Consider the following 26,753-nt stretch of genomic DNA (forward strand, 5'->3'; position numbering starts at 1 on the left):
ACAGGCTGTCCTACGTTGGATTCATGGATTATCGGACATTGTTTCTTATTATGCTGGTTATGGCTACAGTGCTTCTGGCAGGTTGTACGGACCAGAGCAGCAAAGCATCGCCAGAGAAAAATTCGTCGATTATTGATACCGGAGAAAAAAACTCTATGCAGTCTGTTGTTTCTGAAAGTGCCGGTTTGGAAAGGATTGATGGAGAAAATCTGCAGTCAGACTCACAAGAGACAATGCCCCTAAATGATACCATCAATATCTATCTGAAAGAGAATCCCACTACTGGTTTTCAGTGGAATGCAACAGTGACGTCAGGCCTTCGTATCGAAAATGATACCTACGTCGCTGACCCTGTCAAACCGGGTGTTGCAGGGTCTGGAGGAATGCATTACTGGCTGGTTCAAGGTATTGAAAAGGGAAACCAGACATTTGATGCGATTTATATGAGATCATGGGAACCCATCACTGGGAATGAGTCTAGATATACCATGAATATACAGGTTGAATAACAATACCCGGCTGCCTTCCACCTTCTTTTTTCTACGGGTTTATCCCTGGCCAGGATCAATATCAGATCATGCAGAGGTCTGATCACGCCGCACTCATTGGAGCGATCACTGCAGCATTGCTCTTCGGAATTGTTGTTCCAGTTTCAAAGACATTTCTCGTAGGAACCGGTCCGATAACCCTTGCAGCTCTTCTTTACATGGGTGCAGGTGTAGGGCTTCTTCTGCTTAAGATAATCAGACCGCACCAGACCCAGCAAGAAGCACCGGTGACAAGAAGAGACATACCATTTCTTGCAGTCATAGTTATCGCAGGCAGTGTCATGGGCCCGATTCTCCTGATGACCGGATTAACCATGGTACCAGCAGGGACTGCTTCACTTCTATTAAACGCTGAATTGGTCATGACAGGGATTATTGCATCTCTCTTCTTCTCTGAACCACTTGGTAGGAGGGTTGCCATAGCGATGATGGCTGTTGTGATAGGCGGGCTTATTCTCTCAGTGGATCCTTCTGGTACCTTTGGTATATCTGCAGGGGCAGTACTTATTCTTGGAGCGTGCTTCTGCTGGGGAATAGATAATAATGTCACCCGTAGCCTTTCAGGAAAAGATCCAGCATCTGTTGTTATTATCAAAGGGATGTGTGCTGGTATTGTTGGGCTCATCCTTGCAACACTAATAGGGGAATCTCTCCCTTCCACTCATGTTATTCTGTATATCCTGATAACGGGTTTTTTTGGGTATGGGCTTTCATTAGTTCTTTTTATCAGGTCACTTCGGACGCTCGGGGCTGTCAGAACCGGTTCCCTTTTTGCACTGGCGCCGTTCATAGGCGCAGGGTTCTCATGGATATTCCTTGGAGAGGTTCCAGGTTATCAGGCCGTTGTGAGTTTTCTGTTTATGGCCATTGGGGTGTACCTGATAGCGACGGAAGACCATCATCATCTCCACTCTCATATCAGGGTTAGTCATGATCACCGACACCGGCATGACGACGGACATCATACCCATTCTCACCTGGAATCAGATCCTGGTGAACATGCCCATCTTCACCAGCACGATATGGTGACTCATGATCACCAGCATACCCCCGATCTCCATCACTACCATGATCATGAGTTACTGCCTGATGACAAGAAGAGTGAATAACATACGCTGAATAGATAAATGTAGAATGTAGGAGTACTGGATGGATCTTACCATCCTGGAAAATCAAGATAATGAATAGCTTCCAGATGACTGAGAAACATCTCATTTGATCCGACCAGGTCTGAAAGGTCTGTCTGGGCGGGTATGGTCTTGTGTTTGGGATGTGGGGTTCCGGTCAGCAGGGAGCAATCGTAATCACAGTAGAATGCAATACAACTCATAATTTCTCACCTAAACCGGATTGTATTCGGTGTATGGCACTGTGGAACAGTGCAGATTATTGGAGTCATCCTAGTAACAGCATCAATGTAGGAGGACATGGTGACTGATTTAGATGACGTCCTGCTCACAGGTGTCCTGTGACATCATAATGTTAGATGAAACACCATATAAGAGCGGAATAGGATACTCCGGCTTTTCTGTTTGAAATGGGTTTATCCTTTAAATTTTTTTTAAAATTCACATTAAGGAACAAATTTCTATGAGCCACCTGTTCGGGAAAATTGAGGGCGTTTCTCCTGGTTCAGACTGTGTTTTCATCATTATCAGGAGGACAACGAAATGGGGGTGTAAAAGTGAAAATTTCTCGGTTTCAATGGTTGCAACCGGTTGCAACACAAAAAAAGTACGAGTTGTTGGAGAGACATTCAAAATATTTGGGCTAATGTGTTATTGAGACAACAGGCGGTGAAAAGAGAACAGTAGGAGGCTGTCAATGGTGTGATTTACAGCCCTGACTCTGGGTCCTGGTGCAGATGCGGATCAGATCAGCCAGCCTGACAAACTGTACTGCCGGATCCCCCCCTTTCTGAAGGTACCAGGTGTTGGAATCCAGCATCCCGGAGATCCCCTCTTTTTTCTCCCTGCCAGTGAGGAAGATGAAGGGCATGGAAGGGAACATCATTCGTACCTTCTCTCTGAGCGTGGCTCCATCCATTCTTACCATCTTGCAGTCAGAAAGAACAATATCAAATTCTCCCCTTTCCAGAATATTTAATGCCTCTTCACCCTCTGTTGAAACAGTGATCGAGAATTCCCCATCTTTTTCCAGGATCACCTTCACAATTTCAAGAAACGAGATATCATCATCAACATACAGGACGCGGGTAATTCTCCCAACATCACCAATTCCTGGAGTACATTTACCTCCAATAAAAGGGGTCATTAGTATCAGACCATCAGACCGGTGTCTGAAAAGGGCTTTATCTTAACCAGAATATAATCACGCATCCGGGATGGCCGAATGTCACTGATCATCCCTACTGTCACCCCTTTCTCCACTTCTACTTTTTTCAGTTGTACTGCAAAAGGATCATATGGTAGTTTCACCCTTACTCCGTCCATCTGAACGACAACAGGAACAGGTGAAGTAACATCATGGATATCAGGAAGTTGTTCCAGAATAACATCCATCAATCGTGCTGGAGAGATACTGAGAGGATCCTTGGCAATGTCTGATCGTCTACCGTCTAGAACCCGGGAGACTTCAGATACAATATCATCAAGCTTAGCAATCTCCGGTGCCTCTTTAGTCCGGTGCATAAACCTGCCAAATCCTCCAACATATCCGGCAACCGGAGGATCGATTATTTTTTTGAGTGCATCGGTTGATGGCCCCCCGGTAACGACGATTGGAATGTGGATACCTCTTCTAAATGTTGGCATCTTCTGTTTAATACAGGTCTCAAAGTTACCAAAGAGGTAAATCACGAGATCATGCTCGTTGATGATATCACGTTCCTCATCAGAGAGAAGACCTATTCGTTTCCCAAATCCACGGGCAAGTCCAATCATGTTGGTCTTCGCACCAGCGGTTCGGAGGTACTCGGCGACATCGCATGAAGCATGGGGAAGGTGATGAATCTCAAGTGACATTGAGACGATTGCGATCTCTGTTCCGACCAGCGGGGCAAAGATAACCTCTCCAGTAAGAGGTCGTGATAAAACCCTAAGTGTCTCAATGTCTTCACGTGGGATAAGAGCCTGGAGTACAACCTCCTGGGCGATCATATGCTTCTGGATGATATATCCACCCATATCCTCGATCAGATCAAGGATCTCATCATGCCGGTAGACTCCTCCTTTATAGGTAATCGGCACCAGGATCATGATCCCTCTCCCATGATGGAAAACTGCTCTTCAACGAGAGGTGTTACATCTTCCTGAAGGGTGTTTTCACTTGCAACGAACCAAAATTTCCCGTTCTGGAAACTCTGTTTCTTCACCTTGAATCCCTCAGGGCAGATCACCTGCATGGTGTAGATGAGATCACGAAAAAGTCCTTCGGTTGGATCTGCTACTACAATCTCTTCGATCCCTTCCCGCTCTTCGGTGTTCAGATGCATCTCAATGGTGAACCGGTCTGGCTGGACGATACGTTCTTTTCCAAATTTTCTCCAAAGTAATTCAAGGAGTGGGGCAAGATAGGTCTCATCAGCGATCGAGAGGATGACCTTATCTCCGTCATATGTGATTCCGGCAAAATCCCTGACAATAACGTTGCGGGGAACTGTCCGTGTAATTCCAACCGCAATGAATATTGGGACTTCAGGATCGATGAAGATCCGAAGACGGTCCAGTACCCGGAGGATATCATGGTCTGTGATCACTGTCGATGCGATCCTGCGGTATAGTTCTCCTCCGGCAGGTTCGGTCGACTCAACCTGAAAATACTCCAGTGTCCCCATCCTAATCAGTTTTTCTCCACAAATCCTGACGAGAGAAGAGCAGCTCCTACCGATCCGATGTATTGTGAGTGGTGTGGCACCACTATCTCTGTCTGCAGGAGTTCGCCCATGGCCCTGACCAGTCCCTGGATAAGCGAAGTCCCACCAACCATAATCACCGGCTCCTTGATATCTATCTCCTGAAGTTGCTGTTCAAAGACCTGCTCTGCTACGCTATGGCATGCGGCTGCAGCAACATTTTCTTTGCTGTGCCCTTCAGCAAGGGCATTGACAAGACTCTGTGTCCCAAAAACAATACAGTAACTGTTCATCGGCACATCTCCGCCCATGCCAGCCATAGCCAGGGGTCCGAGTTCAGTGATGTCAACCCCGAGCCTTTTTGCAGTCATCTCAAGGAATCTGCCGCTCGCTCCGGCGCAGATACCTCCCATGGTAAAGGTCCCGGGGATCCCATTGTTTACAGATATTGCTTTGTTGTCCATCCCCCCGATATCAATTACCGTAGATGGGCCATGCTGGCAGTCTGCAAGGAATACTGCACCTTTGGAGTTTACTGTCAATTCTTCCTGGATGAGGTCTGCACCAATCCTCTCTCCAATTAAAAACCTGCCATACCCGGTTGTACCAATGGCGTCAAGATCCTCTCGCTTGACACCGGCCTCCTCAAATGCCAGTGCCATAACCTCATCTGCACTGCCCATTACCTCAGTAGTCGGGCGCCAGCCTGTGCCGATGATCTCATTATCCTGCATGATCACGGCTTTAGTCGTGGAAGATCCAGAGTCAACCCCCATGGTGAGACCCACCTGCCTCTCACGTGCAAGGAGGGCGCGACGCCTCGCAATCGTGGTAAGAGCTTCCATTCTGGTGAGCAGGGTTCCGGAGGTTGTCCTCTCGGTGAATGAGTAACTCACCACGGGAAGAGAGGAGTGTTCATGGATATATCTCCTGAGTTCATTCCTGACAATCGCGGCCTCTGCACATCTGAAACAGGAGGCGATAAAGACTGCATCAGCCTCAACCGATCCTTCAACCAGTGCCACTGCACGGGCGATGGCTAGTTTCAGATCACCTGATCTGACATCAAGCCCGAAATCCCTGAAGTTACGCCTGATATCTGCAAGTGAGAGATCAGGGAAGAAGACTTCAGCACCGACTGCTTCGGCCGCTGTATAAATCTCCTTCTGCACACCGCTGTATTCAGGCCCGCACGAGAGTTGGGCTATCCTGACCAGATCTTCACTCATGGGTTCCCTCCAGACTCTTCAAAAATGCCTTGATGCTTCTGACAAAAGCGATACCCGTATCCTCATCGGACGGATACTCAACCTCCAGAACTGGGACTCCTTTCTGCTTTATCAGGAACTCTATCAGTTCATCTGTTCTGGCACATCCCATACAACCGAATGCATAATCAGCATGTTTTACGATCACCGCTGCTTCTGCCTCGTCGATCAAGGGTCCGAAGAGTGACATTCTTCCTCGCACCCCCGACGGAACTTCTACCGCTGCCCACCTGAGTCCACGCTTTGCATCCTCAGGTGTCATCTGCAGAGGAGGCGAATCAAGGCCGGCGGTCTGGATTCTTTCACGGATCGAAAGGGCGGTTCCAAGTGCTTTGTGCCCGAAACGGGCTACGAGATCAGAGAGGATCAGGCTGGTTGCAGGATATATGAACACTTTTGCCACGTTATGGCACCTCGGCATCGATAATTTGCTTGAGTTTCTGCAGATCTAAAAGGGGTGGTTCTTCCGGAACTGATGATGATAAAGGAAGTGTTAAAGCAGGGTCTTCTGAGTTTATCGCCTCGATCCCTTTTGAAACCCACTTTACCACTTTCATCTCGAATTCATGCCCAAAGTAACCGGGCCTGGCCCCACCAAGATTAGCCCGGCACCGCCGAGGGTCTCCGGGAGGAAAGCCCCGGTCCTTCACGAAAATATGGGATGGATCAATCTTTCTGATATGGGCGATCACCCGCTCTACTTCAGATTCTTCACCTGTGATCTGAAGACCGAAACAGGTCTCTTTGATCATTACTTTCTCACTGACCTCATATGCCCGTGATGTCAGGTCGTCAGGGGTTGTCTTGTATGATTCCACAAAGACATACTTAGTGACAGTCCCCTGGTAGAGTGGTGGAATTTTCTGCTTCACTGGTGCACCTCCCTGAAATAAACCATATCGCCTTCTTTGAGTGCACTCAGTTTTTCAAGGTCCACTACTCTTCCCAATACATTTGTTCCAGAAAATGGTTCTGATGTAGGGCCGAACTCGCTGTTATCATTTGTCCTGACACCAACCATCCCTGCTCCTTTCCTTGACTCATTGGTCATCGCGAATGCTCCGGCGGTAACTTCATCTTCGGGTGTGTTTTCAGGTTTGATATTGATCGTCTTCGGCACTTTAGTCTCGAAGAGATATACATCATCGAAGGCGAAGAAGAGAGGAAGCCTGCCCACATCGTGAAACTTCAGACCCGTGATCTCCCTGAAGATACGACAGGTTTCTGGTGCATGAAGATCATCAAGAATAATGTCGATAACCTGCGATCCAGGCACCGTCTTTACTTCTACTCTTCCTTCATATAGCACATCAAGGGTTGTTGCCGGCTCCTGGGAGATGATGATACGATCCGGCTCTTCCCGGTCTGGTATGAGTTTAACTCCCTGACTAGAAGCAAACGGGATTGCCTTGTCAAGACTAACTCCGACAAGATCAAATTTTGCAGGTGTAACTCTGACCTCAAATGAATCCCCTTCTTTAGCAATCTTGGCGATCTCAATACCATGAACTACCTGACCGGTCCGTGTATGAGCAAGGCTGCGGGGAAGATCTTCTGTATAAATGTACACAGAACCCTGCTTTTTACCAGATGTTCTGAGCATGACTGAACCCTCTCGCCTGGATGACCCGGCCTCATAGGGGACAGATGTCCCGGCAAGGGTATCGCACCTGATATGGGTGCTCATCCGCTGACTACCTGTAAATTTCCCGCTCCTGAGAGCGAGCAGCATGAGTTCAACGCTCTTTGCTGCCAGGTTTGTGTATCTCTGGATGGCACTGTCATATCCCTGGGCTTCAATCCTGACATGACTGATGATCTGCATCCCATCAGAAACCTCAAAACCCATATCAGTTGTTGTGAATGCATCCACAGACTCTGAGAAAGAGATGACTGGTTCAATGCCAAGGATTTTATCTCCCGGTCCAAGTCGATCCATAACACCCCGGCCTGAAACGACTTGTCCTAAAACTCCCCCGTCTCCTGCAGCCCCATGATCTGCAGAATGAGTTTTTCGTGAAAAGACCAGCATTGACTGGGCAGGATCATATCCTCCGCACCCGAGGATGAGATCACCACGCTCATACCGCGAAGGACGGCGTGCAGGAGCAAAAATGGCTGGAAAAATTCCAATACTTACTGTCTGACGCTCCTGCCATCTGACTTCAAGACCGGAAGGAAGGGAGGGCAGGGGAAGTTTTTCTTCACCTGATATCTCAACAACAATCTCACCAGCTGTTGTCTTGAGCAGGTACTGCCTTGTCTCGGTATGGCTGGAGATCCCGGGTTTTATTATCGCTATGCTCAGAGAAGGATCATGGTCTGGCAACAGGTCACCAAGCGTGGTGCCGGTTGAGATATCCATCCGGTTCCCATCAAGCATGACTGTTGCCATAATATCCTCCCTGGTTACTCCGCGGCCATGGTCTGTCGTTCCTGCTCAGTCACTTCTGCAAGAACCTCAGCAGTCGGACCAACTTTAACAATCTTCCCAAACCGCATTAATGCACACCGATCGCAGGTGTCCCTTACAAAATCCATATCATGCGATACGATGATGAATGTTTCCTCCATCTCTTCACGTGAATGCATGATTGAGTGTTTTACATCAACCTTAGTTATGAGATCCATTGTTCCGGTTGGCTCATCAAGAACCACCACATGGGGCTCCCTGATAAGAACCTGGGCAAGAGCCACCCGGTGCCGTTCCCCTTCCGAAAGTGTTCCCGGGAGCCTCTCAAGGATCTCTTTACTCTTTTCAGTTGTGAACCCAGCCATCTTAAGAGTGATGATGGCTTTGCGCATTGCGAGTTCTTTTGGAAATTCCAGACCTATTGCATCTGTAAGATTGTCAAGTACAGTCCGGTGAGGAAAGAGATCATACTCCTGATGAAGGAGACCAATATATTGTTTGGCCCTTCCCCTGAATTCAAAGCCGGGTTTGGTCATATCAACCCATTCATCACCCACCTTGGCAATCAGGTCCCCGCTGGTCGGTTCCAGGATTCCGGCGATCATTTTTGATAAGGTGGTCTTTCCTGCCCCTGATGTTCCAATGATTCCTAATATCTCTTTCCTGTTAACAGAGAGGTCAACAAGATCTACTGCCCTGATGAGTCCGCGGTCAAGGGAGACGTACCGTTTGGATAGTTCTCTCGCACGCATGATCTCTTCTCCCACTTCGATGGCACCAAACTGCTCGTCATCGTGGTATCCCTGCATGAAGACTTCAGTAACCTCTGCAGGCGTCCCGATGGCTTTTATGGCACCATCATCCAGAAGAATAGCACGATGAACAATATCCTCAAGAATCTGAGAGAAATGAGAGGTGACCACCATTGCCATACCTGTCTCTTCTGCCGATTCCTTGAGCACCTGATGTACTATTGATGCAGTCTTTGGATCAAGGGTTCCGGTCGGTTCATCTGCAAAGAGACAGAATGGTTCTTTTGCAAGTTGTCTGGCAAGCACAACCCTCTGTTTCTCACCGCCAGAAAGATCACGGGCAATATGCATCATTCTGTGAGAGAGTCTTACCTGATCCACGAGGTCTGCTGCCCGGGAGACTGCTTTGTGGGATGGAAAACTTACATCGTCAAGGGCTTTGAGAACGTTATCGATAACCCGGTCATTACCATACAGGGCAAAGGTCCGCTGGAACATGATAGCATTGCGAAGCATGATACGACGCTTCATCCCTTCATTATCAGGATTCCAGAAATCAACATCAATGGATTTCAGGAGAGCACCGCAGCGGGGACAGGCCGTTCCCTCGTGACTTCCTATTGTTACGTACTCGCATCCGTCACATGCTGCGATATGATATAGAACTCTTCCTCCGGTGGGTGGCTGATCCACCCCGCGGAGCAGATGCATCAGGACGGTCTTTCCTGCCCCGCTCCGGCCGATGATCCCGAGAATCTCTCCTTCTGCAAGGGTGAACGACAAATCCTTGATTACCGTCTTTCCATCAAATACCATTGAGAGGTTCTCAACTGTGATCAGGGGTCTCATGATGCACTCACTGTCTGGTGTACTGGTGTGCTCTGGTGGGTAATACTTTATTTCCTGTAGTATGCCATTCACGGGCGTGAATTTTTTTCATCAGATGGTTAGGAAAAATTAGATAAGGGGATTGATGATGCCAATAACTTCCCTGACATCATGGATTCGGTGGTTGACAGCCGCTATCAGTTCATCTGGTTTATGTGAACACTGTTGTTCGGTCAGGACTGCAATATCTGCAGCCCGCATCGCCAACAGATCATTTATCGAATCTCCAACCATGAGCACCGTATCATACTCTTCTTTTAGATCTTTGACTATCCGTTCTTTCACTGTGGGTGTTGCAACTCCGAATACCTGGTCCCGGGGTATTCCGAGGTAATCTGCCATTCGCTCAAGCTTCGCCTCCCTGTCCCCTGATGCAATAAAGGTGGCTACTCCTAACCTGTGTAGTTCACGTATCGTCTCCTTCGCTCCTGGGAATGGGGTTCCTCCGGCAGTAACTGTAAACTCGATCCGGTGTTTGCCTGTATGAACTATGACCCCACTGTTTAGAGCAACGATCGCCTCTTCTTTTATCTTTGACCAGATGATCCTCATGCACTCCTGCATATCCCCGACCCTGACATGCGTATCATTCATCAGAATTCTGCCGATCTCTTCGGCTTCAACAACACGACGGGTGCAGGATATTCCAAACCCCAGTTGATGCTCTTTCAGGAACGATGAGAAGAGCTGATCTTGTGGTGCTGCCATAATGCCATGTGAATGGGCATGAATAACACAAAGGACCCGGTTTGGATCTGCGAATGTGAGCATTGTCGTCTCGATATCTGGAAATAATTCTCCCGAATCTACATCTTTGGCTATTCGGTAGGTATGAAGAAGCGTTCCTGCACTGTCAAAGACAACTGCAATTGACATAGGTGATAGAGAGATCACCGCCTTGAAGAATAATACCGATCCTCCAAATAATTCAGATCCTGAAGTTCGAGGAGGCACAGGGATTCTATGGCATCGGGGTATAATATCATATTATGACCCTTGAGGAGACTGCAGACCGGATCAGGAGCATGGAGATCCGGGGTGCCGGAAGGATTGCACGTGCTGCTGCGAAAGCACTGCTTGCTCATTCCCAGTCTGGCACATATCAGGATCTGAAATCATACCAGGAGCGTATGATGGTGGCATCAGAGATGCTTGCAGGTGTCAGACCTACCGCGGTGTCTCTGCCCAATGCAGTCAATCTGATCTCAAAACCCCTGTCCCTGGCAAAAACCCTTGATGAGGCGAAGTCAGGTCTTGAAGAACGTGCACAGGCATTTATCATCCATTCTGAACAGGCAGTCGCAAAGATAGGTGAAATTGGTGCACGACATATCAGGGATGGTGATGTGGTTATGACCCACTGTAATTCTGAAGCGGCACTTCAGTGTATCCTCACTGCCCACCAGCAGGGAATGGATATTGAGGTTTATGCTACGGAAGTACGGCCACGAAACCAAGGACATATTACAATAAAAACTCTTTCTGATGCAGGAATAAAGACTAATTTCATCGTTGATTCAGCAGCCCGGTATTTTATGAAAGAGGTTGATCTCTGTATCACCGGTGCAGACGCAATCACAGTGAATGGGGCTGTCATAAATAAGATAGGGACTTCCCAGATAGCTCTCGCAGCCAAGGAAGCACGAGTGAACTTTCTGGTGGCTGCAGAAACCTACAAGTTCGCTCCACGTACCATCCTTGGAGAGCGGATACTGATCGAGGAACGATCAGCAGACGAGGTTCTTCCTGATGCTGCCCGCGCAACCCTCCCACATGTAACGGTCAGAAATCCGACCTTTGACGTGACTCCAGCTGAATATGTGGACCTTATCATCACTGAGCACGGTGAGATCCCGCCCGGGATGGCATACATAATCATAAAAGAGCATCTTCAATGGGATATGGACAATCTTTGTATCGATTACCCGTACTGTGAGGAAGAGTAACCATGGCAGATGCAGTTGCAACCTATTACTTCCGCCCCAAAGAGGGCATAACTCCGGAGTGGGCGGCCAAAGCCATTGCCGAGGAACAGACTACCGGGACCTGGACTGATGTCTCTACCCGGGAAGAGTACGTGCATTATCTTGATGGCCAGGTTGGAAAGATCACTCCATCAGGAGATGGGTACCAGGTAGCAATCAGGTATCCTGCCGAAATATTTGAAATTGGAAATATCCCCCAATATCTGTCTGTTTTTGCCGGTAACCTCTTTGGCTTATCGCGTATTGCAGGGGTCAGACTGCTTGATGTGGAATTCCCCAAGGAGATCATCCCCTTTAAAGGGCCAAAGTTTGGGATCGAAGGTGTCAGAAAACTGGTTGGAACTACTGACCGGCCGCATGTCGGGACTATCATCAAACCAAAAGTCGGTTTGAACCCAAAGGATACTGCTGAGGTTGCATACGAAGCAGCTATCGGGGGTGTTGATCTGATCAAGGATGATGAAACCCTTACCGATCAGAAATTCTGCCCGATTTCAGAGCGTCTTCCAGCGGTGATGGAGAAACTCGATCAGGTGAAATCGGAAACCGGTAGAAATGTGCTCTACGCTGTCAACATATCCACTGCCGGGGATAAGATCCTTGAACGAGCCAGGCAGGCAAAGGAGATGGGAGCAAACATGCTGATGATAGATGTCATCGTCTGTGGGTTTGATGCTGTCAGAGTCATTGCAGAGGATCCATCCATCAATCTGCCGCTTCATATTCACCGTACTATGCATGCTGCAATAACGAGGAATCGTGAGCATGGGATTGCGATGCGTCCATTTTGCAGGTTAGTGCGGATGCTTGGTGGTGATCAACTCCATACCGGAACAGTATCAGGAAAGATGGAACATGATATGCAAGAGCTCATTGGTGACAACCGGACCCTGACTCATCCTTGGCATGGTATCAAAAGTGTCTTCCCTGTTTCGAGTGGTGGGATTCATCCTGGTGGAGTAGTGGAAGAGATCAGGGTTCTTGGTAGCGATCTGATCCTTCAGGCTGGGGGTGGCATACATGGACACCCAGACGGGACCCGTGCCGGAGCAACTGCAATGCGTCAGGCAGTTGATGCAGCCATGGAAGAGATCCCGCTAGCAACATATGCAGAAGATCATAACGAGTTAAGGCGTGCCTTGGAAAAGTGGGGAAAAGTAAAGGTATAATACCTGAATTACCATTTTCTCTTGTCAATTAGACCTGATATACCCTTTTTTATCGAATTGGATATCTGTGGAAAGACCTCAAATAATCCAATAAGATCAATTCCAGTCTCAATAAACCTGACAAGTAGTGCAAACCAGAGGGAAAGGGTTAGTCCTATCCCGAGAATGGAGAAGACACCAACGATACCGCTCTCCTGAAAACCTATTCCTGAAGGGCTTATTGGAACGAAAGAGAGGAGTGTGAGTAATGGATTTAAAAATAAGGCATCTGAAAACTGGATCGAACTGATTCCAATAGCCATGGCAAGACAATACCATTCAAATCCCCGGAGGATCCAGCAAATGCCTGATATGAAAATAACAAATGGGACTTTCACATGAAGGTTCTGGCACTCTCTGCCTGTTTCAAGCAGACGACTAACAATTGAGAATTTCCTTCCAAGATCTAACGCAAAACCAGGTGGATATACAGCAAGAAGGTACAGGCCTATGAGTGTGAGAATAATCCCGACGGTAGCGCCGCACCATATAAGTATCGAATTTCCGAAGATAGTTGAATACATGAAAAGAACTGACAAAAGCGCCAGCCCTAACTTGAAAAGAAATTCATAGATAAAGGTCCCGGTAATCGATGCAAGCCCTTTTTCATAACTGATACCTTTCCTATTGAAAAAAACTGCAACTGATAGATACCCGCTTCTTCCTGGTGTGAAATCTGATAGGAGCATACCGCCCATGTGGGAAGAAAATACCTGAGAAAAAGAAGTTTTGATGTCGAGATGTGATAATATCCGCCGTAGCCTGAAACTCATCAGGATATTATTGAGAAGATAACTGAACCCGGCAAGAATGATGAACCAGATATTTATTAAATCCGGCATTACCTGGGTCTGGCCACTGAATATGAGGCGGAGAATTGAGATAAAAAGGAAAATTCCCAGATAATATTGCCAGTAATGGTTCAGGTGTTCTCTGATCTTTTCCCATGAAAGGGTACTAACCGAGTTATTCATGGAAACGATGACAAACCCTGAATGTTGCAATATCTGTAAACTGGATGATATACTGGAATATTACTTTCAAATTCAATTTACTTGAACCACCTTCACGTTCAACGAATGTAATTGGCAGCTCAATTATACTATTCCAATTACTTTTGCCAAGGACCTCAAGTAATATCTTATATCCTCTGGGCTTCAACCTGGCCCCCTCCAATATTCTTCTGTGTAAACCAAAAAAGCCACTAACTGGATCATTAATATCTGGGAATAAAAGTCTAGCAAGGAATGTTGCTCCAAAGGAGAGAATTTTTCTCTCAACTGGCCAGTTTTCAATGGCACCCCCCTTAATATACCTGCTTCCAATTGCGAGGTCATAACCTTTTGTCAGAGCATTATATAACTCAACAACCGCAGAAGGTGGATGCGAAAAATCTGCATCCATCACAATGAGAAGGTTGTTTTGGGCACGTGAGAATCCGTCCACAACTGACTGAGACAAGCCATGATCTCTTAACCTGATAATCAAATGAATATTCAAAGAACTCTTTGAGATATTCTGAACAATTGTTTGAGTTTTATCTGTTGATTTATCATCCATTACCAGAATTTCATAGGGAATTGAGTTATTTTCAAGAATTTTTTGTAATGTAACTATTATTTTCCCAATATTTTCTTCTTCATTGTATGTTGGAATAATTATTGAAAGACTATTCATGGTTTATGGAAGGTAACAAATCCCTAAATGTTTAAATTATGGTGAATTAATGGCGATTCCTGCATTATTCAATCCGTCTATAATATCATTTTTTAATTCGGTCTGGCCTTTTCTGACAAATAGGTAAAAATTCTTTCCAATATCGATTTGATCATAATTACTTATGATCTCTTTTTTATAATCAGAAAAGATATTTGCCCCGTTATAATATGGAAATAGGAGAATAACATCTGCATTAGGATGATATCCTTCCCATACTGAATATCTTTCTGACATCAGGGTAAGAAGTTGCCATTGGGTAGACACAGAGGCGGATACCGGGATGATGGCACTCATTTTATTCAGGGTTTCCTGCTCTTTAGTAAATTGCTCCGAAGGATAAAATGAGAGGATACTTCCAAGGCTATTTACCGGGGAATACATTATTGTCGAAGCACAGGATGCAACTAACATGAGAATCAGAAGAGGATAGAACAGCCTCTTGATTCTTGGATAATCACATAGTTTCACTTTCAATAGAGAGAGAATCGTTGCCATAAAGAATATTGGTGTGATTAAGAGTGGATAATGGCTAAAAATATTATAATATACGAAAACATCTGGGGATGAAAACAAGATTTCGATCAGGGAGGGTATTGAAATGATGAGTAACTCCGGCGAGAACAGAGGAGAAAATATGAGAGGAATAAACATCTGAAACAGGAATATAAATCTATGATATGCATCCCCCTTCACGTTCGCATATGGGTCAGAGTATTGCGAAATAAATTGAACACTGTCAGATGTATCAGCCAACCCAAATGCAGGTTTCATAATAAATATATATGTGACCAGAATTAGTACAGAAAGAAGGACTAAAACAATATTTCTCCAATCAATTTTCTTCTGGATCAGCCATTCCCTAAAAATTCCTACGAGTCCCATCATGCCAATAATGATGGCTACATCTTCCTTGATGAGAAGACAGATTATACACGAAATAAAAAAGAGATTCTTTTTTCCAGTGATAAAGCCAAGCAGCCCAATGCCCAGAAAAAGAGGGAGAAATGCAAGTTCATGAAACGCAAAGAGATTTGCTCCGTGAACTGCTGGATAAAGGAGATAGAGAATTCCGATAGTAATTCCAGCTTTTTTGCCTAACAATTCTTTTCCACAGATGTAAATTGGGATTGCTCCAAGTCCGAGTAATACACTCTGGCTAATTAAAAGAATCTGAGGTCCTGGGGCAATGAGGTAGAGAGGCAGAATACTCAACAGTATGGGAGAAAAATGATATCCGAAATGAGAAACTCCTTCAAAAGAGTTTTCTAATAGTCCACCTGAGTGCAGTGTTGTCCAGAATGCCTGGTTAAATATTGCGACATCTCTTCCTAACTGGAAGAGTGATAATTCAAACAGAGTGATATATGAAAATACAAATGTGTAAAGAATCACTGCAGAGAGTATACCTAAATCGTATAGATCTAGTTTTTTGAGATAATCAGTTAAAAATTTCTGATATCTGGCACACATGTTGGTACTACTTCAGTATAATTCACTCAAAAATTCTTCCTGAAATAATGGATTATGTATGATTATATTGACAAAAAAAATAAGATCTGAAATATGTGTGTCAGAATTCAGAAGGTGAATTAGCACCTGCATAAATTAAAAAAGTAGATGCCGGGGGGCTGTTCACAATGTGTATCGCAGGAACAAAACATGTATTAGAATAGTGTGAAACAGCCTACTATAGTATAGGAGTACTGAATATGGATCTGCCTTTTGTCAAACTACATGGGAACGGTAACGACTTTATTCTGATAGATGAGTGGGACGGAATTAAGGTTCCCGACGAGATGAAAGGCGAATTTGCAGCGGTCTATTGCGATCGTAAGATGGGAATCGGCGGTGACGGGGTTCTCTTCCTTGGAAAGGCGACTGATGGAAAGGCAGCCATGCGACTTTTCCAACCGGATGAGAGTGAAGCTGAAATGTGCGGAAATGGTATCCGGTGTCTGGCCCGGTATGGTTTTGATATGGGTTATCTATCAGAGAAGGGGACCATTCACACCGTTGCAGGACTGATTGATGTTACCTGCGGGTATGATGAAGATGGAGATTTTCTTGCAGAAGTCACCATGACAGAGCCCCTGTTCGATGCTCCGTCTATACCGGCGAAAGGAAGTGGTGAGTTTCACGAGATCATCAATGGATATGAGGTATATGCCACCAACACCGGTGTTCCTCATGCGGTGGTCTTTGTAAAAGATCTCGACTCAATTGATGTATGTGGGCAGGCCCCTGTAATCAGAAACAGCCAGTTCTTCCCGAAAGGGGCGAACGTTAATTTTGTTGAGGTTATCGATCAGAACTCGATCAGGATCCGTACCTTTGAGCGAGGAGTTGAATGGGAAACTCTTTCCTGTGGAACAGGAGCCACAGCATCTGCTGCTATTGCTCACAGACTTGGAAAGACCGGAGCAGTTGTTGAGGTTGAGACCCAGGGCGGTCCACTCACTATTACACTGTCAAACGGGGCCACGATGAAAGGTCCGGCTGATGTGGTCTTCACCGGCATGCTCATCCTCTGATCAACTTTCCTTCTTTTCGTATTTGTATAGATTAGTCACGATCTTAGCGATCAGGAGTGCAATAAACAGTATCCCCACTATCATCCCTAGAGATGAGACAACTCTTAAGAGGGGCATGGATTCACCGGCAACACCTCCAGATCCGTTGGCCGTAAGAATGGCTATGCCCTCGAATAATGCTTGAGGAAGATCAATATCGACTCTCACCCCTGTGGTTGATCCATGGTAAAGTGTTGAAATCAGGTAGAGGCTTATGCCTAATATGGTTCCAATCAACAGAAAGAGAGCAGTTGCTGCGAGAAGTAATTCGTGTACCGGGAGTTTGGTTCTGATGAAAATGGCCAGGTACCTGCCGCTCAAAATAATAAGGAAGAGAAGAAGGCAAAACTCTCCGAGTGGGAGAAGGGATGTTGCTGCCTGCCAGAGGGAGACCCAGATAAGTTCAAGTGAGATTAACACCAGGATTGCTGCAATCAAAAACCTCCTACGTGAGCCCCTCATGAGCCAGAGTCCTGTAATGAGAATGAGCGAAAAGAAAAGGGTCAATGAAACCTGTCCTGTCTGACCTCCTGACAAGACCGGATAGATGACCTGCAAGGGGAGCATCATAAGCAGAAGCAGCAGAAAGTTCTGCCTATCATCTTCAGTTTTGTCAACACTGGACTTGTCTGTTTGCTTCCCAACTAATCCATACATATGGATTATTTTCTCGGACCTGTATTGAGCGTTTCACCCACAGGAAAAAGATAGATATCTTTAATGCAGAAGGTAGGTAACCATCTCTATCTGGTTTAGGGAGTCAGGGACAGCCTATGGGTGATGAGATCAGCACAAAGGAAGCGAGACGCTGGAAAGAAGAAGGCAACAAACTGAGTGCCATGCAGAAGTTTGATGATGCCATCCGGTGCTATGAGAAGGCAATCTCATTAGACCCGGTTGATGAAGATACCCATTTTCAAAAGGGTCTAGCTATGATGAATCTGATCCGGTATCAGGAGGCGATTGATTCCTTTGAACAGTCTCTCAGGATCAATGACAAGGATCCCAGGTACTGGCTATATATGGGGGTCAATTATTTCTTCATGGGAAGATACAGCAAGGCAATTCCCTGTTTTAATATGGTCATTGAACTTGATCCAACAAATGTCCATGCATTAAGCAACAAAGGTTCAGCACTTGCAGAACTGGATAAACATGCAGATGCAGTGGAATGTTTTGACAAGATTATCGAGTTGGCTCCTGGTGATATCAATGCTCTTTATAACAAGGGAATCAGTCTTCAGAAAATGGGAGAGCACAAAGATGCAATATCCTGTTTTAAGCAGATCCTGAAGCAGGAACCTGAAGATGCTGATAGCTGGTTTGAACTTGGGAATTCTCTTGCTAAAACAGACACCTGCAAGGAAGCTATCAAGTGTTATGACAGGGTCATCAGGATAGAACCGAACCATGCAGAAGTGTATGATGCCAAGATTGAATGCCTGCGTAAACTGGGATTTGATGAAGAGGCAGACAAACTTATTGCGACCCGTGAAATGGATGATGGCTGGTAAACCGTCAAAAATCTATTTTTAAAAAAAAGAGACTGAACCCAAAGATGAGTTCAGATAACAGTAACAGTCTTTGTATATGCCCTTCCAAAGAGTACCTCAACCCCGGTACCCTGACGGGCTGCCTGATATTTAAGTGTGTATGTTCCGGGCCTTGAAGGAGCCCTGATATCGAACGATAGGGTCTGGGACTGACCAGACTTGATCTGAGTTCCATCAGGGATTCCTATCCATGATGGTCCCAATACTGCTGTATCTTCAAGAGCCATAATCCCCACCTGATACTGGGATATCCAGTCATCAGATCCATCATTGAATAGGATTAGTCCAACTGGGTATGTATTACCTGCCTTCATCTCTGTTGGAATTGAGTCCCCGGAAATAACTGCATGAATACCTGTCATGATGGTTTTCGGAGTAGTATCCTGAGGCGGTGTCATATTTGGAGAAATAGTTTCGACAGGAATAATTGTTGAGATAACAGTCGGTGTAGGTTCTGGGGATAGACCGAAAATCGCGGGTTTCAACTGATCCCGGCTTTTACTTGCATTTTTATCACCTGCGTTATTGTTTTTTCCCGGATCTTGGGACTGAATGTCACTTCGGTTCATCAACTCCTTTTCACGGGCCGGCATATCGGTACCCTTTTCTCCTGTTTCTAGTGGAGGTGAGATAACAACATCATGGCTCTGGGTATCTTCTTCAATATTTTGGGTGTTGTGAAACTGGTTGTTTACAATCTGTATACCGTTTACTCCTTCAAGAGATATTCCCGCTTTTCCATTTCCTTCAATCAAAGAAGAAGTAATATTTGATCCGGTACTCTTCCTGAGGACAATGCCATATTCAAGGTTATTCTTGAGATGTAAATCCTGAATATCAACCCTGCTACCTAGAACTGTAACACCTGAACCGGTACAATCCGTTATTGAACTTGTTGTAATTTTTGTATCAGACTGATTTGAAAGGGTTATTCCTTCATGACCGGATTTGATGGTGACTCCGGAAAGGATCAGGTTCTGAATTCCTTCTGTTGCTTTTTCGGCATCTATATCACCGGTTCGATCCTGTCCCCATGGGAAGATGGATGTGTCAATTCCTTCAGAGTAGATCCCATTCCCCTCATCTTCAATGCTCACATTTCTGATGGTAACTCCTGTAACTGGTTTTCCTGCAGAATTAGTGAGGCTTATCCAGATCCCTACAGATGGGGATTCTGGTGATACAGGTCGAATGGTGTATCCCTGTCCGTCAAGGATGACAGACGGAGCAGCAATGATAACCCCTACCGGATACTGGTGTGATACATTCTGCTCAAGCGTATACCGTCCCGGTTCGGTAATATATACATAATCACCAGAATATGGCCCGACAACCGGGGGGAATTCCACCCCAAGCGAATTTGCTGCTACATAGAATGATGGGCACACCACAGCCAGCACTGCTATAGCGAAAACCCAAGCGTTAATTGAAAGATAAAAAAATTTCGTGAGAGAACTCCTCCTGATCCTGCTACGTTGGTATCAGCTAATCAGGTAGGTTCTCGATCATTTATGAGTTATGGGTTGGGACCCTGGTTTATCTGTTCCCCTGATACCTGAATCCCTTCCTGCACCATAGAGAAATTCAGATAATCACCTTCCGGCTGTGCATGGTGTTTGACTATCCTGACTCTCCTGAGCACGTCCATACGATCAATCCGGAGAATTACCTTTGAAAGATGAAAGAGACTGGTTCCTCCTAGAGGTGCGAAATCGTTTTTAGCAGGATCCATATACACCTGATTGGTCAGCAGGATTGGTATGTCATATCGTTTTGCATATCCGAGAAGAACTACGATCTGTCTTGAGAGGCGCTGTAGAGAATCCTGCCCGTGTTCCAGTTCAGTCCTGTATAAGCCGGTTGCTGAGTCGATGACAATGAGTCCGGTATCACGGGTTGAGAGGATGTGGCCGGCATCCTGGATCATCGAAGCCTGTTGATCAAAATCTGCAGCTTCATACAGGTAAAATCGTTCAGATAGTTCTTCAGCCCGGCTATCAGCGATCTGGGTAAACCGGTCAACCGAGAAACTTTCAGTATCTACGTAGATGACGCACTTGCCAGCCTTCAGAACTGACACAGCTGCCATGAGACAGAATGTTGACTTCCCACCCCCTGGCTCTCCGTATATCTGGGTAATCATCTTCTTCGGGTACCCTCCCCCGATCAGTTTATCAAGCGGGATACACCCACTTGACTCATGATACCGGTTTACTGGCGGAAGTCCTGCCTCTGGTGTTCCTTCTTCCATGCTTCATCCTCAACTGTTCTCATCACCTGTGTTACCGGAAGATTATGCTGCCTGGCAAATCTGCATACATGTTCATACTCTGCCTTCAGGGTATAACAGGATCCCTCAATGATGCCGTACTTTACCGGAAATTTACCTGAAAAATTGTCAACTGTGATTTCTATCTCTTCAATCCTTCGGTCTGCTATGAACCGGTGAACTGCCGGGATGCATCTGACTCCAAGCGTTCCGGTCTCTCGTGCAATGAGGATTGAAAGTCTCTCAGCATCACCAGGTCTGCATATCACTCTGATAAGGTGGCCGGGTCTTCCTTTTTTCATGGTAAGAGGGGTGGCACTTGCATCCCTTGCCCCTGATTCCATGAGTTTTTCCAGGAGATATCCGATAACCTCCCCTGGGACATCATCAACATTGGTTTCAAGGATATCCACCTCATCTCCCCCTGGCTCTTCGGGAACTGTAAGAAGCATCATCCTGAGGACGTTTGGTGTGTGCGGGTCATCTCTATCACCGGCCCCATAACTGGTTACATCCAGCCGGGCTGGTGGCAGTGAATGGATCCCTGAAGAAAACTCTGCAAGCAGTGCAGCACCGGTTGGAGTGCAGAGTTCGCCATTACCTCCTCCCAGGATTACCTGCAGGCCACCTGCAGCAAGTATTGCAGCAGTTGCTGGGGCAGGGACAGGGTACATGCCGTGTTCCATCCTGACCATTCCAGTCCCTGTTGCAACCGGAAACACCCTTACAAGATCAGGAGATATCGTATACATCGCCATACATGAACCAAGGACATCTGCGATAGCATCGTCTGCACCAACTTCATGAAAGTGCTCCATTCTTCCATGTATTGATTGTTCTGCAGAGGCTATCCGCTGAAAAACGGCTTCAGCCCTGGCAATAACAACATCGGGGGCAGATGAAGACCTGACCCTTGCTATGACCTCTTCCAGCGTCCTTGATGCAGGACCTGCATGAGTATGTATTTTTATAGACTGGATCCCTGCCCGTGATACAACTTCTATTGTAGGGGTTGCAACAACTGATTCCATCACCCGGATCACCGCGTCACGGTCAGCCCCAAGGCCGAGAAGAGCACCAAGGAACATATCGCCTGCAGCCCCGTGAAACGGGTCGATCGCGAGAATTCTCATGATTTGCTATACTTATAAATCCCCGGATATATGATTGTTAGGTAATAATGGTGGAATCATATCTTAAAGTTGATAGTGCATATCCCGGTGATCAGGGTGGAGGAAAAGCTCGCCTGGATCCTGAGACGATGCTCCAGCTCAGGCTCTCTCCCGGTGATATTATTCAGATCTTTGGGAAGTCCCCCACCGTTGCCAAGGTCTGGAGGGCCCAGCTCAATGACTGGAATCAGAATAAAATACGCATTGACAATTTTACCCGGACCAACGCAAACGTTTCAATCGGTGACACGGTAAAAGTCTCCAAAGTGGAAGAGGTTATACACGCAACAATGGTGGTTCTTGCCCCTCCAGAAGATCTTCCGAGAAATATCCCACCAGCTGATCCTGTCACGATTCATCACAATCTGATCGATTTTCCGATTGCCCTCGGGGATTCAGTACCCGTTCCTATCGGACTCCCGTTTATTCAGCCGCAGATGGTTTCGTACAAGGTTATCGAGATAGAGCCCAAAGAAGCCGTCATCATCTCACAGAAGACAGAGGTCATCCTCTCCGATAAACCGGTTAGTGGATTTGAGGGAATTAGTCAGGTTACATATGAGGATATTGGGGGTCTTCGGGAGGAATTGCAGCGGCTTAGGGAGACGATTGAACTACCGATGCGCCATCCCGAACTTTTCCGCAGGCTTGGTATAGAGCCACCAAAAGGAGTCCTCCTCTTCGGACCACCGGGAACCGGTAAGACACTCATTGCCAAGGCTGTGGCAAACGAATCTGGAGCACATTTTATTCCGATTGCCGGCCCCGAGGTAATATCCAAGTACTACGGGGAGAGTGAGCAACGTCTCAGAGAGGTCTTTGATGAGGCCGAAGATAATGCTCCAGCCATCATCTTCATCGATGAACTCGACTCCATAACACCAAAACGTGAAGAGGTTACCGGAGAGGTGGAGCGGCGGGTCGTTGCACAACTCCTGACCATGATGGATGGACTTGAGGAACGCGGTGAGGTCATTGTGATTGGAGCCACGAACCGGCTTGATGCAATCGATCCTGCCCTGAGGCGTCCGGGCCGGTTTGACCGGGAGATCGAGATCGGCGTTCCAGCTGAGCCTGATCGCCATGATATCCTGATGATCCACACCAGGGGAATGCCTCTTGCAGAAGATGTGAACCTTTCAGAGTTATCAGCACGGACACACGGGTATACTGGTGCTGACCTTGCCGCACTTGCACGAGAGGCAGCAATCCGTGCTCTCAGACGATATCTTCCTGATATAGATCTTGATGAAGAGGAGATCCCACAGGAGATCCTTGAAAAGATGGTTGTCACTTACAAGGATTTCAAACAAGCCCTTCGTGAGATCACCCCGTCAGGTATGCGTGAGGTCATGCTGGAGGTATCGCATCTCCAGTGGAGGGACGTCGGCGGTCTTTCCGGAGCTATAGAGGAGATCAGGGAAGCGGTTGAGTACCCCCTCACCCGGAGAGAACAGTTTGAGGATCTTGGGATCCACGCTCCACGGGGAGTGCTTTTATACGGGCCTCCGGGAACCGGTAAGACCCTTATTGCCAAGGCTGTGGCTAATGAATCGGGTGCTAACTTTATAGCTGTCCGGGGCCCCCAACTGCTTTCAAAATGGGTTGGTGAATCCGAACGTGCTGTCAGGGAAATATTTAAGAAAGCACGTCAGGTTGCTCCTGCTATCATCTTCTTTGATGAGTTAGATGCCCTGACACCGGCTCGGGGAACTGCAGGTGACAGCCATACGATGGAGAGTGTTCTCAACCAGTTCCTTACTGAAATGGACGGGCTTCAGGATCTCCGCGATGTTGTGGTGATGGGAGCAACAAACCGGCCTGATATTATTGATCCTGCCCTGCTAAGAACCGGCAGGTTTGACCGTTTGATCTATATCGGAGAACCAGATCTAAAAGATCGGGTGGAAGTGATGCAGATCCATACCAGGATGATGCCGATTGAAGGTGCAGCAATGGAGGATCTGGTCAATCTTATCGGAACTTATACAGAAGAGGATATTGAGCAGATAGCAACTGTTCTTAAAAAGGATTCGACTTATTCATCCGGTGAGATGGCAGAGATACTCAAGCAACATGGTTCTGGAGATGGATCATTAAGCAGAACTGTTCGGCGAAGAATGCTCCAGGAACTCTGGGTAAAACTTGGAGTACGGGTGAATGATGAGCCAGCGAACCAACTCTTCGCTGATATTGCTGCCAGAACTGCTGGTTTTGTCGGCGCAGATCTTGAGGGACTCTGCAGGGAGGCGGGTATCTTTGCAATGAGGGATCAGTCCGGGCAGGTCAGGAAGGAGCATTTTGAAAAAGCTCTTGGAAAGATGCACCCGACGATGAACGAAAACCTGATGGTAGCGTACCAGAAGATTCAGAAACATTTCAAGGGAGGCCTCCCGAAAGAAGTCCAGCCCCCTGAATACCAGTAATTTTTTCAGGTTGTCTTTGGTGGCCGCCAGATTACTGTATTTCCATCATGCCATATCGGAGTGAATCCCACCCCATAGTAAATATTGGGATTGGTGATGTGATATATACCATATTCTGGGTATCCTGTAATCAATAGGGTAGCCCCGTATTTTTTCATTACTTCTGCGGCCTCAGTGGGGTTTGTGGAGTATATTTTGGCCACATCGGCCACACGGGAGTCAAGGAGCGATTGATTCCGGAAGACAAGTTCCCTAGGGTAACTTCCCAGTATTGTTGGTATTCCGCTAAATGTTGAGACTCTTGAGAAGTATTTCTCAATACTGTCCTGATCCCCCACACGTGTAGTCACTCCTTCGGCAATAATCTCCCCTGGGGGCATTGTCTTGAGAAACTGAATTGCATGCATCTCTTCTGGCATATTTCTCTCAATCCACGATGCACCATCCAGTGTTATGGGATGTTCACCCGGGTTTGAAACTCCTAATATAAAAGCCGGTGTGAAAATAATCAGGAATATTAACCCGCATGTAATAATTTTCTTGCATATTCCTGCGTTGGTATCTGGATTCCACGTCTGAATTCTTGTTGCTATCATTATTGATGTGGAGATGGTCAGGAGAAACCAGGAGACAAAATAAAATTTGTAGGTGGTATTCATCCGATCAACACCTGTGCTATCAGCTATCGAAAAGAGATCGCAAAATATGAGGATAATCAGCCCTGCTGTTGCGAGTATATCTATCGGTGTGTGCATTTTCCTTCTAAAAAATCCAATGAGCGGGATTAATGCAATTGTAACCGAATAAAAACCAAATAATGCCGGAATAATACCTGGAATTAATAACAACGGGTGCTTTTTAAGCTCGGGAAATACTGCTACATATAATACAAATATAAAAAAACCAAAAACCAGCATAAACAAAAAAGGTTCTGTAGGGACTGGATTCCATATGATTCCTTTCGCTCCGTTATTCTCCATCATGAGCAGGAATGGGAGGTACAGAAGGATGGAACCCAGAGGGACCAGTATACATAATTTACAGGCCTGATCTACACAATCCTTGGGTATTGTATGAATGTTAAATTGAAAAATCCTAGTTTTACTTGAAACCTCCTCAGAATATCTGATAAAACAAAGTGTTACTCCAAACAGCACAAAAAGGGGAATATATATGAGAGCATCCCATGAGTGCATCGTTATCATACTTCCCAGACACAGAATGGAAAGTCCCATATATCCTATTTTTTCCTTTTTTTCCATGCTCCGATAGTGAAGGAAAAGATAGCAGAGTAAGAAGATAATTAACCCCTGATTTATCATTCCAAGGGCATATGCACGTGGACTTCCGATGAACAGTGCTGTAAGTGGGTTTTCGGTCACTGCTCCCGGAATGATCCGTAGTGTCTGATTTAAGAGTAAGATTAAAGGAAATTGTGCCATGCTCATCGGAATGATGAAGATGTACGTCAGAGGGTAGGAAATGAAAAGGGTGCTTAATGGGAGAAAACGATACCTGGTTAGAAAGAGGGAGGATGTTGCATAGATAAGGAGTGAAGTAATTGCAAAAACCGTGGGAATAATTAAGTTGTATACAACTGATGATGGTATCCCGGTGATAATACCAAGGCATGCATAAGGCCACTGTGAGAGATAATAATACCCGGTAAGCGTTCCACCAACATACCATGCATCAAGAGGGGGGATGTGTGGATTATGCATCATTGATGCAAGGTACATGTGGTCGGTGTACTTCTCAAATGAGATATCAATATCTGGATTATAAAGAACCTTGAGGGTTAGAAGAGAAAAAAAGAGGATTAAAAAGAAAAAGTACCATTTGCGGTTGATTGATAAAGCCTGTAGGGAGATTTTTTTCGAATAAATTCCCCCAAAAAATAGCAGAAGAAATGGAATTAATGCCAGTTGTATTGGAATACCGATAAGTGCAAGATACCAGGTAAAAAGTGAAAAAAGCAATATGGAAGAGGCAAATGAGATGGGAATTCGAAAACCATCCCCTATCCATCCCAGATATGGAATAAGAGATGATTGTAAGAAAAATAATAATAACAGCCATAGAATAATGGCCAGGATTTGAAGTTCAATTGGATAACCCATAATCAGGTGACTCTTTTTAAATATTTATGCCGTTAAGAGTATCCAGTA

25 protein-coding genes are annotated in these 26,753 nt (G+C 46.0%); 7 read left to right on the plus strand and 18 right to left on the minus strand.

Annotation, left to right across the window (positions count from 1 at the left end; translation table 11 throughout):
* Positions 1-23 precede the first annotated feature (23 nt).
* Together DK846_RS14440 and DK846_RS14445 are read left to right on the plus strand one after the other, a co-directional pair.
* Positions 24-509 (plus strand): protease inhibitor I42 family protein, encoded by a 486-nt coding sequence (locus DK846_RS14440; protein WP_109969696.1) that lies wholly within the window; start codon positions 24-26, stop codon positions 507-509.
* Positions 510-577: 68 nt separating this feature from the next.
* Entirely contained in the window at positions 578-1,657 is a 1,080-nt protein-coding gene (locus DK846_RS14445; protein WP_109969697.1) for a DMT family transporter, read from the plus strand.
* A 47-nt stretch (positions 1,658-1,704) separates the two neighbouring features.
* Here DK846_RS14445 and DK846_RS17780 read toward each other — a convergent pair whose 3' ends face one another.
* From DK846_RS17780 to DK846_RS14495, 10 genes are all read right to left on the minus strand, one after another.
* Positions 1,705-1,878: a hypothetical protein gene (locus tag DK846_RS17780; protein WP_181391803.1), complete on the minus strand. Its 174-nt coding sequence runs from the start codon at positions 1,876-1,878 to the stop codon at positions 1,705-1,707.
* Positions 1,879-2,369: 491 nt separating this feature from the next.
* Positions 2,370-2,822, minus strand: coding sequence for a response regulator (locus tag DK846_RS14455; protein WP_109969701.1), 453 nt, complete (start codon positions 2,820-2,822; stop codon positions 2,370-2,372).
* Between the two features lie 5 nt (positions 2,823-2,827).
* Positions 2,828-3,766, minus strand: a complete 939-nt coding sequence (locus DK846_RS14460) for a methanogenesis marker 7 protein (protein ID WP_109969703.1) — start codon at positions 3,764-3,766, stop codon at positions 2,828-2,830.
* Entirely contained in the window at positions 3,763-4,344 is a 582-nt protein-coding gene (locus tag DK846_RS14465; protein ID WP_109969705.1) for a methanogenesis marker 17 protein, read from the minus strand. Before DK846_RS14465 ends, DK846_RS14460 begins: the two co-directional genes overlap by 4 nt.
* Before the next feature lie 5 nt (positions 4,345-4,349).
* Positions 4,350-5,591, minus strand: a complete 1,242-nt coding sequence (locus tag DK846_RS14470) for a methanogenesis marker 15 protein (protein ID WP_109969707.1) — start codon at positions 5,589-5,591, stop codon at positions 4,350-4,352.
* Positions 5,584-6,033 (minus strand): methanogenesis marker 5 protein, encoded by a 450-nt coding sequence (locus DK846_RS14475; protein WP_109969708.1) that lies wholly within the window; start codon positions 6,031-6,033, stop codon positions 5,584-5,586. Before DK846_RS14475 ends, DK846_RS14470 begins: the two co-directional genes overlap by 8 nt.
* Position 6,034: 1 nt before the next feature.
* The gene (locus DK846_RS14480) at positions 6,035-6,502 is read right to left on the minus strand and encodes a methanogenesis marker 6 protein (RefSeq protein ID WP_109969709.1); all 468 of its coding nucleotides are present in this window, start codon (positions 6,500-6,502) and stop codon (positions 6,035-6,037) included.
* Positions 6,499-8,025 carry a methyl-coenzyme M reductase-associated protein Mmp3 gene (gene mmp3 / locus DK846_RS14485; protein ID WP_109969710.1) on the minus strand — a complete coding sequence of 509 codons (1,527 nt, stop codon included), beginning with the start codon at positions 8,023-8,025 and terminating at the stop codon, positions 6,499-6,501. The genes DK846_RS14480 and mmp3 overlap by 4 nt, the downstream gene beginning before the upstream one ends.
* Positions 8,026-8,039: 14 nt before the next feature.
* The gene (atwA, locus tag DK846_RS14490) at positions 8,040-9,644 is read right to left on the minus strand and encodes a methyl coenzyme M reductase system, component A2 (protein WP_109969711.1); all 1,605 of its coding nucleotides are present in this window, start codon (positions 9,642-9,644) and stop codon (positions 8,040-8,042) included.
* 108 nt (positions 9,645-9,752) lie between these two features.
* Positions 9,753-10,559, minus strand: coding sequence for an HAD family hydrolase (locus tag DK846_RS14495; RefSeq protein ID WP_109969767.1), 807 nt, complete (start codon positions 10,557-10,559; stop codon positions 9,753-9,755).
* Positions 10,560-10,672: 113 nt separating this feature from the next.
* On the opposite strand from DK846_RS14495, the gene DK846_RS14500 reads away from it, so the two are divergent.
* Both DK846_RS14500 and DK846_RS14505 read left to right on the plus strand, forming a co-directional pair.
* A complete protein-coding gene (locus tag DK846_RS14500; RefSeq protein ID WP_109969712.1) occupies positions 10,673-11,629 on the plus strand; it encodes a ribose 1,5-bisphosphate isomerase in 957 nt (318 codons plus the stop codon).
* Positions 11,630-11,631: 2 nt separating this feature from the next.
* Positions 11,632-12,837 carry a RuBisCO large subunit C-terminal-like domain-containing protein gene (locus DK846_RS14505; protein WP_109969713.1) on the plus strand — a complete coding sequence of 402 codons (1,206 nt, stop codon included), beginning with the start codon at positions 11,632-11,634 and terminating at the stop codon, positions 12,835-12,837.
* 8 nt (positions 12,838-12,845) lie between these two features.
* On the opposite strand, the gene DK846_RS14510 is transcribed toward DK846_RS14505, so the two are convergent.
* Genes DK846_RS14510 through DK846_RS14520 form a run of 3 tightly spaced genes read right to left on the minus strand, consistent with a single transcriptional unit; the run spans position 12,846 to position 16,065 of the window.
* Entirely contained in the window at positions 12,846-13,850 is a 1,005-nt protein-coding gene (locus DK846_RS14510; RefSeq protein ID WP_109969714.1) for a lysylphosphatidylglycerol synthase transmembrane domain-containing protein, read from the minus strand.
* A complete protein-coding gene (locus tag DK846_RS14515) occupies positions 13,843-14,553 on the minus strand; it encodes a polyprenol monophosphomannose synthase (RefSeq protein WP_109969715.1) in 711 nt (236 codons plus the stop codon). Before DK846_RS14515 ends, DK846_RS14510 begins: the two co-directional genes overlap by 8 nt.
* A 36-nt stretch (positions 14,554-14,589) precedes the next feature.
* Positions 14,590-16,065: a DUF2079 domain-containing protein gene (locus tag DK846_RS14520; protein ID WP_109969716.1), complete on the minus strand. Its 1,476-nt coding sequence runs from the start codon at positions 16,063-16,065 to the stop codon at positions 14,590-14,592.
* Positions 16,066-16,304: 239 nt separating this feature from the next.
* Here DK846_RS14520 and dapF point away from each other — a divergent pair, with 239 nt between their 5' ends.
* On the plus strand, positions 16,305-17,126 hold the full coding sequence (gene dapF, locus DK846_RS14525) for a diaminopimelate epimerase (protein WP_109969717.1): 822 nt from the start codon (positions 16,305-16,307) through the stop codon (positions 17,124-17,126).
* Here the strand turns inward: dapF and DK846_RS14530 are convergent, their stop codons facing one another.
* Positions 17,127-17,822 (minus strand): hypothetical protein, encoded by a 696-nt coding sequence (locus tag DK846_RS14530; RefSeq protein ID WP_109969718.1) that lies wholly within the window; start codon positions 17,820-17,822, stop codon positions 17,127-17,129.
* A 116-nt stretch (positions 17,823-17,938) separates the two neighbouring features.
* Here DK846_RS14530 and DK846_RS14535 point away from each other — a divergent pair, with 116 nt between their 5' ends.
* Positions 17,939-18,679, plus strand: coding sequence for a tetratricopeptide repeat protein (locus DK846_RS14535; RefSeq protein ID WP_109969719.1), 741 nt, complete (start codon positions 17,939-17,941; stop codon positions 18,677-18,679).
* A gap of 50 nt (positions 18,680-18,729) precedes the next feature.
* Here the strand turns inward: DK846_RS14535 and DK846_RS14540 are convergent, their stop codons facing one another.
* The 3 genes from DK846_RS14540 to larC all read right to left on the minus strand — a co-directional run bounded on the left by DK846_RS14540 (position 18,730) and on the right by larC (position 22,120).
* Entirely contained in the window at positions 18,730-20,118 is a 1,389-nt protein-coding gene (locus DK846_RS14540) for a NosD domain-containing protein (RefSeq protein WP_181391804.1), read from the minus strand.
* Between the two features lie 116 nt (positions 20,119-20,234).
* Positions 20,235-20,969, minus strand: coding sequence for a DNA repair and recombination protein RadB (gene radB / locus DK846_RS14545; protein WP_109969721.1), 735 nt, complete (start codon positions 20,967-20,969; stop codon positions 20,235-20,237).
* A complete protein-coding gene (larC, locus tag DK846_RS14550; RefSeq protein ID WP_109969722.1) occupies positions 20,930-22,120 on the minus strand; it encodes a nickel pincer cofactor biosynthesis protein LarC in 1,191 nt (396 codons plus the stop codon). The genes radB and larC overlap by 40 nt, the downstream gene beginning before the upstream one ends.
* Positions 22,121-22,167: 47 nt before the next feature.
* On the opposite strand from larC, the gene DK846_RS14555 reads away from it, so the two are divergent.
* Complete coding sequence (locus tag DK846_RS14555; protein WP_109969723.1) at positions 22,168-24,585, plus strand: CDC48 family AAA ATPase; 2,418 nt, start codon at positions 22,168-22,170, stop codon at positions 24,583-24,585.
* A 5-nt stretch (positions 24,586-24,590) separates the two neighbouring features.
* Here DK846_RS14555 and DK846_RS14560 read toward each other — a convergent pair whose 3' ends face one another.
* A complete protein-coding gene (locus tag DK846_RS14560) occupies positions 24,591-26,705 on the minus strand; it encodes a DUF2298 domain-containing protein (protein WP_109969724.1) in 2,115 nt (704 codons plus the stop codon).
* Between the last annotated feature and the right edge of the window lie 48 nt (positions 26,706-26,753).

It is taken from the genome of Methanospirillum lacunae, from assembly GCF_003173355.1.
In the GTDB taxonomy this organism is placed as follows: Archaea; Halobacteriota; Methanomicrobia; order Methanomicrobiales; family Methanospirillaceae; genus Methanospirillum; species Methanospirillum lacunae.